13 protein-coding genes are annotated in these 14,166 nt (G+C 59.9%); 8 read left to right on the forward strand and 5 right to left on the reverse strand.

Annotated elements, in window-relative coordinates; genetic code table 11:
* Nucleotides 1-27 precede the first annotated feature (27 nt).
* On the reverse strand, nt 28-375 hold the full coding sequence (locus ABSG47_RS04670; RefSeq protein ID WP_424167047.1) for a hypothetical protein: 348 nt from the start codon (nt 373-375) through the stop codon (nt 28-30).
* Nucleotides 376-414: 39 nt separating this feature from the next.
* On the opposite strand from ABSG47_RS04670, the gene ABSG47_RS04675 reads away from it, so the two are divergent.
* Entirely contained in the window at nt 415-1,233 is an 819-nt protein-coding gene (locus tag ABSG47_RS04675) for a hypothetical protein (RefSeq protein WP_424167049.1), read from the forward strand.
* 51 nt (nt 1,234-1,284) lie between these two features.
* Here ABSG47_RS04675 and ABSG47_RS04680 read toward each other — a convergent pair whose 3' ends face one another.
* The 4 genes from ABSG47_RS04680 to ABSG47_RS04695 all read right to left on the reverse strand — a co-directional run bounded on the left by ABSG47_RS04680 (nt 1,285) and on the right by ABSG47_RS04695 (nt 5,770).
* Complete coding sequence (locus tag ABSG47_RS04680; RefSeq protein WP_424167051.1) at nt 1,285-1,653, reverse strand: hypothetical protein; 369 nt, start codon at nt 1,651-1,653, stop codon at nt 1,285-1,287.
* 7 nt (nt 1,654-1,660) lie between these two features.
* Nucleotides 1,661-3,040, reverse strand: coding sequence for an aminopeptidase P N-terminal domain-containing protein (locus ABSG47_RS04685; protein ID WP_424167054.1), 1,380 nt, complete (start codon nt 3,038-3,040; stop codon nt 1,661-1,663).
* A 57-nt stretch (nt 3,041-3,097) separates the two neighbouring features.
* Nucleotides 3,098-4,720: an EAL domain-containing protein gene (locus ABSG47_RS04690; protein ID WP_424167056.1), complete on the reverse strand. Its 1,623-nt coding sequence runs from the start codon at nt 4,718-4,720 to the stop codon at nt 3,098-3,100.
* A 72-nt stretch (nt 4,721-4,792) separates the two neighbouring features.
* On the reverse strand, nt 4,793-5,770 hold the full coding sequence (locus ABSG47_RS04695) for an oxygenase MpaB family protein (protein ID WP_424167058.1): 978 nt from the start codon (nt 5,768-5,770) through the stop codon (nt 4,793-4,795).
* A 344-nt stretch (nt 5,771-6,114) separates the two neighbouring features.
* On the opposite strand from ABSG47_RS04695, the gene ABSG47_RS04700 reads away from it, so the two are divergent.
* From ABSG47_RS04700 to ABSG47_RS04730, 7 genes are all read left to right on the forward strand, one after another.
* The gene (locus ABSG47_RS04700; RefSeq protein WP_424167060.1) at nt 6,115-6,438 is read left to right on the forward strand and encodes a hypothetical protein; all 324 of its coding nucleotides are present in this window, start codon (nt 6,115-6,117) and stop codon (nt 6,436-6,438) included.
* 247 nt (nt 6,439-6,685) lie between these two features.
* Nucleotides 6,686-7,282: a ribosome maturation factor RimP gene (gene rimP / locus ABSG47_RS04705; RefSeq protein ID WP_424167062.1), complete on the forward strand. Its 597-nt coding sequence runs from the start codon at nt 6,686-6,688 to the stop codon at nt 7,280-7,282.
* Nucleotides 7,283-7,441: 159 nt separating this feature from the next.
* Complete coding sequence (gene nusA, locus ABSG47_RS04710; RefSeq protein ID WP_424167064.1) at nt 7,442-8,986, forward strand: transcription termination factor NusA; 1,545 nt, start codon at nt 7,442-7,444, stop codon at nt 8,984-8,986.
* Nucleotides 8,987-9,129: 143 nt separating this feature from the next.
* On the forward strand, nt 9,130-12,489 hold the full coding sequence (gene infB, locus ABSG47_RS04715) for a translation initiation factor IF-2 (RefSeq protein WP_424167067.1): 3,360 nt from the start codon (nt 9,130-9,132) through the stop codon (nt 12,487-12,489).
* Nucleotides 12,490-12,615: 126 nt separating this feature from the next.
* The gene (locus tag ABSG47_RS04720; RefSeq protein ID WP_424167069.1) at nt 12,616-13,332 is read left to right on the forward strand and encodes a hypothetical protein; all 717 of its coding nucleotides are present in this window, start codon (nt 12,616-12,618) and stop codon (nt 13,330-13,332) included.
* Nucleotides 13,333-13,371: 39 nt separating this feature from the next.
* Nucleotides 13,372-13,638, forward strand: a complete 267-nt coding sequence (locus ABSG47_RS04725; protein ID WP_424167072.1) for a UPF0175 family protein — start codon at nt 13,372-13,374, stop codon at nt 13,636-13,638.
* On the forward strand, nt 13,604-14,166 hold a 563-nt coding region (locus tag ABSG47_RS04730), incomplete at its 3' end, for an RNA polymerase sigma factor (RefSeq protein ID WP_424167075.1). The genes ABSG47_RS04725 and ABSG47_RS04730, both read left to right, overlap by 35 nt.

Genomic DNA, 14,166 nt, shown 5'->3' on the forward strand with positions numbered 1-14,166 from the left:
TTCAGCCCCAAGGAATCATGTCTTGTGTCAGGGCACAACATCAGTCTTGAGTCTTGCCGCAAATGTGCCGAAAAAGAAATAGGGCATTAGCCCCCGAGCGGTGTTATGCGCGTCACTGTTCACCTCAATGATGATTTGGTTCGAAAAGCTCAGGAGTTCACTGGCATCACGGATCTCTCGATCCTGATGAACGAGAGCCTTAAAGCCTTCATTCATCTCGAAACTTTGCGCCGTCGGACCGAGCCAAATGTTTCGTGTCCGCCCTGAACCCGAATTGATAAGCGCTTTCAGAGCAACCACTGCCCCAAACCGGTGTCTAATCAAAATGAAGGAAGAAGTGCGTATCTGCTTTGCCCTCTTCCCGAGATAGTTCACGACCATTTGCTTACCAATTTCACTTTTTGAGGTCCAACTATGTCTTTTCGTCGCCTGTTCAGCCTGAAACGTAATCTTTCAGTTATGGGAGCAGCCATTTTGCTCACCGCGGGCGTAGCACGTGCCCAGTCCACCGTATCCCCCGCCGCAGATCCCGCATCGGGTGAATCAAGCTCTCAGAGCTACCAATTCCTCGCAGACGACCTGAACGCCGCGGCCGAGCCTGCCGCGGCCGGCGGCGGCCAATACGACAACCACGGCGGCGGCGGCAGCAGCCACGGCCGCTTCCACTGGGCATTTGAAGGCGGAGCGGGCGCCAATGGCCCCGTCGGGAATGACAAGCCATTTATCACCTGGGGCGCCAACTTCACCGTCGGCGCCGGTCTCCATCTGAACCATCGTCTTACTGTGCTGGGCGAGTATCAGTTCATGGACAACAAGCTTCCCGGCGCGCTCATTGCGGCGGGAGGAGCTGACGCGGGCAATGCGCACATCAACTCCATCACCGGCGCAATCCTCTTCGACATTGTTCCCGAGAAATGGGCAACCGGCGCCTACGTGGTGGGAGGAGGGGGCTATTACCACATGTCCACCAACTTCACCGATTTCGAATGCTGCGACTTTTTTGGCTCTGAGGTTCCGGTCACGGCCCTTTCCATCACCTCAAATCAACTGGGCGGAAACCTCGGTATCGGCATCTACCACAAGCTGGGCGGCGTCTACGGAGATGGCACCATGAGGCTCTTCGCAGAGGTGCGCTACCTCTTCATCAACTCACCGCCGCTGGCTTCCCAGGGCGTCTCCATCGGCGGCGGCACTACAGAGTTGCTTCCAATCACCTTAGGCGTCCGATTCTGACGCGCCGCACAAACAAGGAGCGCCTTGCGGCAGATGCGGGGCGCTCATGTTTTACCAGGGCTTTTGCTCTTTCTCTGTCGGCGTACCCACCTCATCACGCTCAATGCGTTTGAGGAACTCCCGCGCCAGCCGTGGCTCTCCGGGATCGTTCTCGCCGTGAATTGTACACAGGTCCAGAAACTCATCCACCAGCGCATTCCGCTCGCTGGACTGTGCAAGAATGCTTTGCAGCGCGCCGCCAAGCTCGCGCAGCCTCGTGGCCTCCGGCCATTCCTCGCCCCCGGAAAACGAAACATCCGAAAACAATCCACGCCGTCCGTGCGCGCACTCCTCAAGGCAAGCCGTCAACTGCTCATGAAACGCAGCCACCAGCGGCGCAAATTCGGCGGAATCGATCTCATGCGGCTCCATATCGCTCACTGTGGGCTCACTTCCCCTTCATAGCTGCTTCAACCTCATCCGCCGTATGCGGCAAATCCCCCGTCAGGTCAATGAGCTTTCCATCCTTGCCCACCAGAAACACGCACTCGATCCGCACGCCTATCTTTTCTTCGGGAATGTAGACGCCCGGCTCAATCGTAAACACCATCCCCGGCTCCAGCACCGTGGGATAGTTGCTCGGATCGTGTACATCGATGCCCACCATGTGGCCCAACGGATGAACCCAGTACTTGCCCAGCGGCGTACCGTCCAGGCTCTTGCCATGCGTGTTCACGTAGTTGTACGCCACCGCGTCAAGCCCATCCGGGTCTGTGTGATAGCGGTCGCCGATCTTCGATTTACCCGCGACAAACGCGTCGATTGCGGCCTTCTGCGCGCCCAGCACCACGTCGTAAATCTCCCGCTGCCGCGCCGTAAAGTGCCCGCTCACCGGCACCGTGCGCGTAATGTCGCTCGCATACATGGAGTACTCGCACGCCGCATCCACCACCACAATGTCCCCATCCTCCATCGTGCGCGTGTTCTCCGCATAGTGCAGCGTCGTCGCGTTAATCCCCGATCCCACAATCGGCGCATAACTCGCCCGCTCGCAGCCGTTTTCGAGCCAGGACGCATACATCTTGCCCGCAACCGTCCGCTCTGTCACGCCCGCCTTCACGGCCTTCATCATCACGCGCTGCGCCGCTTCCGATGCCTCGCTCGCTTTCTTCAGCAGGTCAATCTCGCCCGCATCCTTGACCTCGCGCAGCTCCGTCGTAGCCTCCGCCACATCGTGCGCCGCAGGCAGGCTGCTGGCTCCCACCTCCGCCGCCGCAAACTGCACCAGCGCGCTCGCATGCGCATTGCCCGCCTGCGTGTAAATGTGGTTCGCCACACGCCGGTCCGCCGAAATCAAATCATTCAACACCTTCGGCAGATCCGTCATCGGTCGAACCTCATCCACGCCGACCTTCGCAGCCGCGCCCGCCGTCGCCGCATCCAGCTTGATCCCCGTGTACTTCTCCATGCGCATGTTCCGCGTGGGCAAAAACAGAATCTCCTCGTACTTATGCCCCGCCTCAGGAAAGAGCGTTGAGTTGATCGCAGATGCCGTGGAGTCGCCGACAACCAGGAGCGCCGCGCCCGGCTCATTCCATCCCGTCGCGTAATAAAAATCCTCATCCTGCCGGTACGGGTCGAGATCGAGCAATGGCTCTTCAGCCGCAAACAGCACGGCTACGCCGCCATTCAGCTTCTGGGCCAGCGCCACGCGCCGCGCGCGATACGTCGCGGCAGGCTGTTTTTCAAGGGCATGTGCCTGGGGAACCAAGGCGGGAATCAATCCTGCAAGGACAAGAGGGGCAATCAAACCATAGATTCGGCGCATGCAACAAGCCTCAGTTACGCACCAGCCTCTGTCAAGCCGATAATCTCCGCGCCGCTCTCACAGCAAAGCCGCAGACTCAGCCGCCGCTCTTTCCTGTTCCTCAAACACCCGCAGAAACATCTCCACAGGCATCGGCCTGCCCAGATACCATCCCTGCCCGAGCACAGGCAGTGGACTTGCACTGAAATACCGCGCCTGCTCCTCGGTTTCGATCCCCTCCACCGTCACCTGCAGGCCCAGCGCCGCGGCCAGTGAGAGTATCTGCGGCAAGATCAGTACCTGCACCGACTCCGTACCCACCGACTGCGTGAATGCCTTATCAATCTTCAGCCCATCCACCGAGAGATCGTGCAGATACGCAAGACTCGAATACCCCGTACCAAAGTCGTCGATATGGACCGAGTGCCCTTTGCTTCTCAGCTGGACAATCGCATCCTTCGCAGCCTGCGAGTTGGCCGCGGCGCGCTCCGTAATCTCCATCACCAGGAACCCGGCAGGAACTCGCGCCTTCGCCATCACCTTCTCCAGCATGGGCAAAAAAGCCGGATCGTCCAGGTCCTCCGGCGCAATATTCACTGACAGGCGAAACTCCGGGCAGATCGGCAGCAGAGCGCTCAGATCGGCAAGAGCGTTGTGCATAATCAGCCGCGTGATCTCATTCACAAACCCGCGCTCCTCCGCAATACGGATAAAGACTTCGGGGCTCACATCTCCATGCTCCGCATCCGTCCAGCGCGCCAGTGCTTCAGCCCCAACAATTTTGCCCGTCTTCAGGTCCATCACCGGCTGATACGCTATCCGAATCGCATTGCGGCGAATGGCTCTTCGCAGCCGCTGCTCCAGCGATCTGCTGCGGCCGTATGCGGCAAAACACGCAAACCCCAGCAGCGCTCCGCATAGCGCCCACAACACTACATAAGCCTTCAACTGGCTGCTTTCCACCTGCAGCGCCTCATCCGCTGAGGCGTATGCCGTCACGCAAAATGAAAAACGGCCCGAGCAGTTCGTTGCGTAAAGCATGTTGCCAATGCGAGCCGTGCCCTCCGTTGTCAAAATGGCGTTCTTGATCAGCGGCAACTCGCCCAGCAGACGAATCTGACCGTGGTCGCTGCGGGTCGTAACCGTATAGCGCATCGAGCTCGACTGGAACTCGCTCCGGTTGAAAGGGTTGTACACAATCAGCGCATTGCCTTTTTCCACCGCGGGCACCGTCTGACCCGGAATGCGAAACAGTTTTATATCCCGATAGAACCGCGTTCCATCCGGGCGCTTCACGCCTTGCCCAAGCTCCGCATCGGCTCCCGTGATCCGGCCAAGCATCGCTGTGCAGTCGATTCTCCCGTTGCGGACCCGGCCCCCGTCTTTCAGGTACTCCGAGGCATAGATAAGCTTTCGGAAATGCGCAATTTCGGCATCCGAGCAATATGGATCCGTAGAGGCATTCAGCACATCCAGCACCGCTCTGCCTTCGGTGGAAGAGACATCTCCCTCCGCGCGAATCCGTTGGGCATACTGGTCCAGCTTGCCCATCATTTGTCGAAGCGTAAAGTCGCGGCCCCACCAGTAGCCGGCCAGCGCACCGCAGGCGCACGTCAGCAGCATGACGCCAACCACGCCACCGGCCCATTGCTTGAGGGTGCTCATAAGTAAGAAAGTGCCCGCCGGGGGATCGTTCGCCATCCCGGGGGAAGCATCTCCAATTCTGTGCGATCCTGCCGCCTTAAGCAAGGAGAAACCGCGCGGCCTGCCCCTTCACGGCAATTCTTCCTGTCCAATCCAGAACCGATTGCTTGCTCGCGTCGCCGGTCCCACGCCGCGTCCCGCCAGCCGCGCCTGCGCCTCATGCCACGGCCCCACATACCGCACCACCCTCGGTAAGCGCCGATAGAACCCAGGCAGAACTCGCCTCGCGCGCTCCACCGCGTAACGCTCTTCATCGGCAAATGGCAGTCCGAACGCGAGTCGCAAGCGCTCCGGCATCCACGCCGCCGTCAGCGCCCGGTACCAGTGCGGCGGCTTCACCCAACTCCCCGCCCCGGTCAGCAGATTCTGCCCCATCGCCCGCGCCCGCTCGCTCACGCCCAGCACGTCAGACGTCTCCATCGCGCGGCAATACGCCTCAAACGCATTCCAGTCCGCCGGCAGCGCCTCCGCCGGCAGACCAAACAGCGCCGCAAGCGTCTTCGTCTCCGCGTAATACGCTTCGCGATCCGCCGCGCTCATCGGTCCCAGCACCGTCTCATAGGCCAGCACCGCTGTCTCCATCAGCGTGGCGTAAACCCACCTCAGCGCCGCAATTTCGTTGGCCTGGTACAACGATCCACGATGGTACGCGGCCACATCCTCCCGCATCTCGCCGGTAATCCGCGTATGCAGTCCGTGCAGATTCCGTGCCGCCTTGAACGCTTGTTCCTGCGACCCGAAGATCATCGCGTACACCACGCGGAAAGTGTTGTGAAACCGGACAATCGGCCTGTCCATCACCTGCGAGTGATCCTGAAGCGCCTGCGCCACCCACGGGTGCGCTAGTTGCAGCAGCGCCGCCCGGCCCGCTCCCAGAAACAGCCCAGCCTCGCGGTGTACCCGCCAGCACATGGAATCCGGCCCGAAAACCCCAGCCCGCCGGTCCAGACCTCGCTCCACGCAGCCGCGTTCAATCGCATCGAGCAGCGCCTCGCTCTCCGCACGCGAGACCGGCTGTATTGCACCCGAATTCGCCCCAGTATTCACCTACGTGCAGACTACATGTGCTTCGCCTATTACAAAACCCGTTAAAATAACCTGGAAGGTTCACGATGACAATGGCCGCTAAGAAAATGCGTTTAGGCGCTCTTGAGACGCCTGACTTCACTCTAGTATCCGGTTTCTTTGAACCGCTTCCTGACAATGAGTTACGCCTCTGGAATGAGGAGACAATCAAGGCGATATGCGATCCCTGTGGCCAGGACACACAGCTTGATCCGTTCGGTGCTCGTCGCATCGGGTAGTTTGGTCTACTATGGCTGGCCTGAACGGTAGACGCGTAAGGGTGTTGTGGCTTATTCTCCCCAAAACTGCCTAATCGTCACGCTCACATGAACCGCTGGAACATCCCGAATTGGCTTGAGACAGCAGTCTTTGAACGCGACAAAGTCTGCATTTATTGCGGGATTATTTTCAACGATGAGCCCCGGTCTTTTCGAGAGCGTCGTAGTTGGGAACACATCACCAATAACGCCAAGATAATTACGCTGGAGAACATCGCCCTGTGTTGTAGGGGCTGCAATTCTAGCAAGGGCGTTAAATTCTTAGAGACTTGGCTGGATTCCTCCTACTGCAAGCGGAAGAACATCAGCAAAGATACCGTCGCTCAAGTGGTCAAAGATGCGCTGCTAAATCCACCAGCGCTGGTAGCCTGACTTCAAATCGAGCCGCGACCCGGAAGCCAGCACATTTGTATTTCCTTACAATTCGCCGTAATATAGATAGGCAGACGAGTTTGTCCGCCTTGTGACCGTGAATGCACCGGCTGGCGGAGAGATGAGTGGGCTTACAGCCCACTTTTTATTTGGTTTGAAATTCCTCCAAAAACCCGTCGCACGCTAGCGGTTTTTGGAACCGGTAACCTGGATTGTGAACGGCCGTAAGTTGCCGTAACGGAAGAAGATGGCAGTAAAGCTCGACGAAATTCGGAAGGCAGCGCAGCGGGTCGCCTCATCGCTCGGCCTGGACGTGGTGGACGTGGAATTGGCCACTGCGGGCCGCGAGCGAACCCTGCGCGTCCTGGTTGAAAAGAACGCCGAAGGGCGCGCCGCGCTCAAAGCCCAGCTCGCCTCCGGCGCTGAAAACGAAGAGCTGCCCGAAGCTCTGCGAGAGGGAACCCTGAGCGTTGAGCAGCTTTCAGGCGTCACCCATGGAGATTGCGCCACCCTCAGCCGCGACCTCAGCGTTGTGCTCGATGTCGAAGACCTGGTTCCCGGCGGCGAATACCTGCTCGAAGCCAGCTCACCCGGCCTTGACCGCAAGCTCACCAAGCCTGAAGACTTCGAGCGTTTCAAAGGCAGCCTGGTCAAGATCCAGACCTTTGAGCCCATTAAGAACAACCGTCATTGGCAGGGCCGGCTCACGGAGGCCACAGGCGAAAGCATCACCATCGACCTTGGCGCCGTCAAACAGAATTCAAAGAGCCGGAAGTCCGGCGTAACCACGGTAGACATCGCCTTCTCGAACATCGAAAAAGCGCAGCTTATACCGGAGATTTAGGAAGACAGGAACCAGGGAACTAAGAGACTGAAAAGCAGTAACGCCGCAGACTTAAACAGTCCCTCAGTCCCATGAGTCCCTTAGTCCCTCGATACAAAAGTTCGTAATCCGCGAGAGCCAGCCCCTCGCAATCACAGCGCGAAGGAAGTACCCAAAAACATGGCAAGCCCTTTGTATCAGAGCATCGAGTTGTTGAGCCGGGAAAAAGGCATCGAGCCCGAGATCGTCGTCGGCGCGGTGGAAGAAGCCATCGCTCTGGCCACGCGCAAGTACTACAAGACCCAGGAAAACATGCGCGGCGAGCTCAACAAAGAGACCGGCGAGATCACGGCTTATGTCCACAAGACGGTCGTAGCCGGCGAGGAGCAGATCGAGGATCCGGTCAACGAGATCACTCTGGCCGAAGCCAACGAGCTTGCTCCTGGCGTGGAAGTCGGCAGCGAGATCCGCATATACAAGGACACCTCGCCGCTCGGCCGCATCGCCGCCCAGCTCGCCAAGCAGGTCATCTTTCAGAAGGTCCGCGAGGCTGAGCGCGACACAGTATTCCAGGAGTACGCGCACCGCGAAAAAGAAGTCCTCAACGCCACCGTCAAGCGCGTTGAAGGCCAGGACGTCATCTTCGATCTCGGCAAGGCCGAAGCCCGCTGCCCCAAGCGTGAGCAGTCGCGTCTGGAATCCTTCACCGTCGGCGAGCGCGTCCGCGTCGTGCTCATCAAGGTAGATCGCGCCGCCAAGGGTCCGCAGGTCATCGTCTCCCGCGCCGCGCCGGAGCTGGTCTCCAACCTTTTCCAGTCTGAAGTTCCGGAGATCTACGACAGCACGGTCGTCATCCGCGCCATCGCCCGCGAAGCCGGCGAGCGCACCAAGATCGCCGTCATGAGCCGCGATAAGGATGTCGATCCCGTCGGCGCCTGCGTCGGCATGAAGGGCATGCGTGTGCAGTCCATCATCCGCGAGCTGCGCGGCGAGAAGATCGACATCATCGAGTACAGCGAAGAGATCACCACCTTTGCTGAGAAGGCTCTGCAGCCCGCCAAGGTCAGCCGCGTTTCCATCACGGACCTCACGGACAAGCAGCTTGAAGTCATCGTAGATGACACGCAGCTCTCGCTCGCCATCGGCAAGAAGGGCCAGAACGTCCGCCTCGCCGCCAAGCTTCTCGGCTGGAAGATCGACATCAAGTCCGAAGAGGAGAAGCGCCAGGAAGTCGAGCAGCAGATGCAGGCCATGTCCGGTGGACCCACCACACCCATCGAGCAGGTCACGGAGCTTGGCGAGGGCATCATTCAGAAGCTTGTAGCCGCCGGCATCACCACCGTCGAAGGCCTGGCCGACATGACCCCCGAGGAGCTTGAAGAGATTCCAGGAATCGGCGAAAAGACGCTGGAGAAGATCAGCGTCGCCGTTCGCCACTACTTCGGCCACTTTGAAGAGGGTGAAGAAGCCCCGGCCTCAACCGAGCATCGCGAAGGCGAGTCGGTCGCCGAGCACGTGGCTCACTCGGAGCCCGGCGAAGCCGAAATCGCCACGCCGGATGCCGCAGAAGCCACGGCAGAGGCGGAACAAGAAAACGCGGAAGACGTACTGCAGGAAGCCGAATCCGTGGAAGCCGCGGAATCTGACTCCGAAGAATCGGCTTCTGCATTGGAAGAAGCAGTCGAGAACGCGCCGGAAGCAAGCGAAGACGAGAGCGAAGCGTAATTCATTATGCTTCGCGCATTTTCTTCAGATTCGGGAGATAATGGAATTTCCGGCACTGGAAATTCCATCCAACAGAATAGCCAATGCCAAGAGGTAGCTATGAACTCTTAGCACTACCGGCAGTACACATCGAAAAGAGGCGGATGAGTAAGGTTCGAATCAACGATCTGGCACGCGAAATAGAGGTTAAGAGCCGGCAGGTTCTCGATCTGCTGACAAAGTTGGGTCTTGGAGACCCCAAGATGACCCACTCAAGCTCTATCGAAGACCATGAAGCGGAGAAAGTCCGCGCCCATTTTGGCGGCGGAGCGCGCGGGTCTGCGGGTTTTTCGCGTACACAGCAGGGCCTTCAGCCCAAAGTCGATCTCTCGAATATTTCCAAGCCGGGAGACGCTCTCAAGGCCATCCTTGCGCGCAAGCAGGAGCAGGAAGACGCAGCTCGCCGCAGCCACGCACCGGTGAAGCCGGCCGCCGCGGCAACAGCTCCGGCCACGCCGGCAAGACCTGCCGCGGTAGCCGCGCCGGAGCCAAGGCCCGAGGCCAATCCGGCCCCGCGCAAAATCGTTCCCGCCCCGCGCCAGGCCCCCAATATCATCATTCCGTCTTCCACACCGGCCATTGCCGGGCGACCACCCGCCGCTGCTGTCGTCGCCAAGGCTCCCGTCAGCGCGGTAGCTCCCTCCGCACGTCCGGCTGTAGCCACCGCTCCGCCTTCCACGGTAGTTGTCAGGCCGCCGGCGGTCGTTACACCAAAACCCGGCGTACAACCCGGCGTGCAGGCGGACAGGCCTTCATTCGCAGGTAGGCCTGCGGAATCGGCTCACGTCCCGGCGCCTGCAAGGCCCGCGACTGCTCCGCAGCCCGCGCATACTCCAAAGGCCGGCGTCGTTCCTCCATCAGTCGCGCCCGCTGCAGTTGCGGAGGCACCAGCTACTCCCGCGGCTGCTTCAGTTGCCCCGCCGGCAGCGAAAGCTACCGCGCCTGCCGTTGAAATAGCTCCTGCTCCAGTCGCCGCTGCCGTGCCGGCCCCCATTGCCGTTGAGCCTGCCGCACCTATTGCTGTTGCTACAGTAGTCCCCGAGCCTGCGCCGGCTCCGGTAGTCGCTGCCGCTCCGGCCCAGCCCGTTCGCCGCGTCGTCATGCCGCAGACCGGGCCGCGCCCCGTTTACAAGGCACCCATCCTTCCTCCCGCTGCTCCGGTTGCCGCCGCCGCTCCTAACGCCCAACAGGGCGGCCTGCAGCGCGGCCGCCCCATCTTCGATCGTCGTCCCGCTGGCGCACCTGGCGGCCCGGGCAGCTTCCAGCGCCCCGGTCAGTATCCCGCCGGTCAGCATCCAGGCGGTGGTCCACGCCCCAAACATCCCACGCGCACCACGCCTGGCGGATTCACGCCTGGGGGTGGTCCTGGCGCTCCCGGCGGACGTCCCGGCTTCGGCCAGCGTCCCGGCTTTGGTGCGCCGCGTCCCGGTGGCTTCGGCGCTCCCCGTCCAGGCGGCTTTGCTCCCGGTGGCGCGCCTTCTACTGCGCCCCCCTCTGAGCCTGGCCGTAATCGCGGCGCGGGCGCCAGGGGTCGTGGCCGTGGCGGCCAGCAGTACCCCAAGACCAAGGAAGGCCCAATGAAGGGTTATGCCCCTCCGCCGCGTTATGGCGGGTCGCAAATCCCCATGGAGCCCATGCCCATCACCCGTGAAATCACGGTCACGGAAGGCATCAGCGTCAAGGACCTCGCCGAGAAGCTTGATATCCGCGCCAAGGACCTCATCGCCACCCTCCTCATGAGCGGCATCTTCGCCACTGTCAACCAGTCCCTTGAGGCCGAGATGGTCAAGGATCTCTCCGCCAAATTCGGCGCGGCGGCCAACATCATCTCCTACGAAGAGGAGCTAGAAAACCAGGCCATCGAAGACGTTCTCGACACCGAAAACGTCGGCATGGTTGAAATCGCGCGCGCCCCCGTTGTCACCATCATGGGCCACGTCGATCATGGCAAGACCTCGCTGCTCGACGCCATCCGCGAAACCGACGTTGCCGCAGGCGAAGCCGGCGGCATCACCCAGCACATCGGCGCCTACAAGGTGAAGTTCACCAAGGAAGGCTCGCCCGCCTCCGGCCGCGAGATCGTCTTCCTCGATACGCCGGGCCATGAGGCCTTCACTCGCATGCGCGCACGCGGCGCCAAGGTTACCGACATCGTTGTCATCGTCGTCGCAGCCGATGACGGCGTCATGCCGCAGACCCTTGAAGCCATCGATCACGCCAAGGCTGCCGACGTTCCCATCATCGTGGCCGTCAACAAGATCGATAAGCCTGAAGCTAATCCAGAACGAGTTAAAAAACAGCTCGCCGACCGTGGCCTTATCCCTGAAGAGTGGGCTGCGGGCGAGCAAGGCACCGTCTTCGTTGAAGTCTCGGCCAAGAAGCATCTCAATCTCGATCTGCTCCTCGAGATGATCTGCCTCGTATCCGACATCAAGGCTCCCAAGGCCACGCCGGGCCGCAAGGCAGTCGGCTCTGTCCTTGAAGCCAAGCTTGATCGCGGTCGCGGCGCAGTCGCCACCATCCTCGTGCAGGACGGCACCCTGCACCTCAACGACAGCTACATCGTCGGCAACACCTTCGGCAAGGTCCGCGCCATGTTCGACGACCGCGGACGCGCCATTGAAGAAGCCGGCCCGTCAACGCCCGTCGAAGTCCTCGGACTCGAAGCCATGCCCGACTCCGGCGATACCTTCCTCGTCGTCGGCGACCGCGACAAAGCCAAGGGCATCGCGCAATACCGCAAGATGAAGGACCGCGAAGCGCAGCTCGCCAAGAGCTCCCGCGTCTCGCTCGAAGGCCTCGCCGAACAGATTCGTCTGGCTGGCGTCAAAGACCTTCCCCTCATCATCAAGGGCGACGTCACCGGCTCGGTCGAAGTCCTCGCCGACTCGCTCGTCCGCATGTCCACCGAGAAGGTGCGCGTCAAGGTCATCCACTCCGGCGTCGGCTCCATCACGGAATCTGACGTGCTGCTCGCGACGGCCTCCAACGCCATCATCATCGGCTTCAACGTGCGCCCCGAGCGCAAGGCCGCTGACCTCGCGCAGCAGGAAGGCGTTGACATCCGCCTGCACTCCATCATCTACGAGCTGCAGGATGAAATGCGCCTCGCCATGATGGGTCTGCTCGAACCCACCTTCAAGGAGAACTACCAGGGCCGCGCCCAGGTACTGCAGGTCTTCCGCATTCCCAAGGTCGGCACCATCGCCGGCTGCCGTGTGCAGGATGGCGTCTTCAAGCGCGACTCCGAAGTCAAGGTCATGCGCAACGGCGAACAGATCTTCAAGGGCAAGGTCGTCTCGCTCAAGCGCGTCAAGGACGATGTCCGCGAAGTCACCAACGGCATGGAGTGCGGTATCGGCATCAACAACTTCACCGACATCAAGGAAGGCGACATCTTCGAAGCCTTCACCGTCGAAAAGCTGGCCGCCGACCTCGGCCAGTTAACGACAGCCAAGGCATAACCCAATCCCAACCAAACAGAAACGGCCCGATGCGCAAGCATCGGGCCGTTTCCATTTCCCACCCCCACTCAGAAGTGTCATCGCTGAGCGACTGTAGCGCAGCGGAGGGAGTCGAAGGATCTGCGGTTGTTCTTGCTTTTGCCTTTCCAGCCCTGCAGCAAAGCCGCAAAAATATATACCCGGGCTTTAGCCTCCGATGTTTCCTGGCGATTGCGCTACACTTCCACCATCAGCAAATCTATGTCTGAAACCACAGCCAATAATCAGAAGATCATCACAGACGGTGGTTTTCGTATCGAAATAAAGCTAGACAGCCTAACGGTAACAGCTGACAAAAAAGCATGGAACAAAGGAAACTTAGCTGCTTCCCAGATCATCGCGCTAATAGGCATCATTGCAGTAGCTTGCATAATTTTCATCGATTGGCTAACCAGTCCAACAAGCAAAAACCTCATATTGCTGGCTGTTTTCGTGCTGTTCGCAGCAATCGGCCTTCTAAGCCGCTATTTTCAGGGAACCAATAACATCCACTGCACACGCGGAAATCTCGAAGTCATTCAGGTTCGCCCGCGCCGCGCGGCGGTGAGCTTGCTATTTCCGCGCTCTCAGGTCCAGCAAATTCGTTTGGGCGCACTCGCCTACGGAAAATATCAAGCAGTCATGGGAATCGTATTCAACGCCAGCGGCAAAAAAATCAAAACCCTGCGCGGCATCGAGCTTCCGGAAGCTCAAACTGTCCTCAATGAATTAAAGAAGCTCGGCTATGACACTGTCATCGATGTAGGAATGCCAATGGCGGTTGAAATGGCCCTCGAACGCCGCAACGGTAGCATCCTCGGTTGAAAAGTGGCATTTCAGATATGCCTTTGCTACGCTTTAGCCATGCAGATCACCGTCCAGCTTCCTGACGATATTGCCAAGCGCTCAAACGGAGCGCGCGAGGCCTTGGAAGCCTTTGCAATCGAAGCCTATCGTTCCAGTGCGCTAACACCCTATCAGACGCGCATACTGCTTGGCTTTGGAACGCGCTACGAGTTGGAAGGCTTCCTCAAGGAGCATGAAGTCTGGGAGCATGCCTACAGCCTTGAAGATCTTGAAGAAGATAGGGCTGGTTTTGAACGCGACGCCCTCCTCCGCCGAAATCCATAACTCCCCCAAAATATCCGAACACTCGCCTACCCTGTACCGTCATAACCAGCAGGAAGTGCCGGAGAGCGATACGTTGACCGCAGCGGAAGAGGCAAACTTCACGGCATTCGTCGAACGCCAATCCCGCTTTGCCTTCCGCGTGGCTTACGCCGTTCTGCTCAACGCACATGACGCCGAGGATGCGGTGCAGGAGACATTCTTGAAGCTTTACCGACATGGCGGCTGGCAGCTAGCGGACAACGAACGCGCCTATATCGCGCGCGTAGCCTGGCGTTGCGCCATCGATCGCCGCCGAGCCGCGCATCCCGGCATCTCCGATCCAGAGGCAACTCTCGAAATCCCATCACATCATCCCGGCCCTGAGCACACATTCCTCGCCACCGATCATCACCGCCGCATCCACGCCATGATCGACACACTCCCTGAAGAACTTCGCCTGCCGCTCATTCTCTCCGCATTTGACGATCTCAACTCGCGCCTCATCGCCGGCATCCTCAACATCCCGGAAGGCACCGTCCGCACACGCCT

This window comes from Occallatibacter sp. (assembly GCF_049510455.1).
Lineage (GTDB): Bacteria > Acidobacteriota > Terriglobia > Terriglobales > Acidobacteriaceae > Telmatobacter.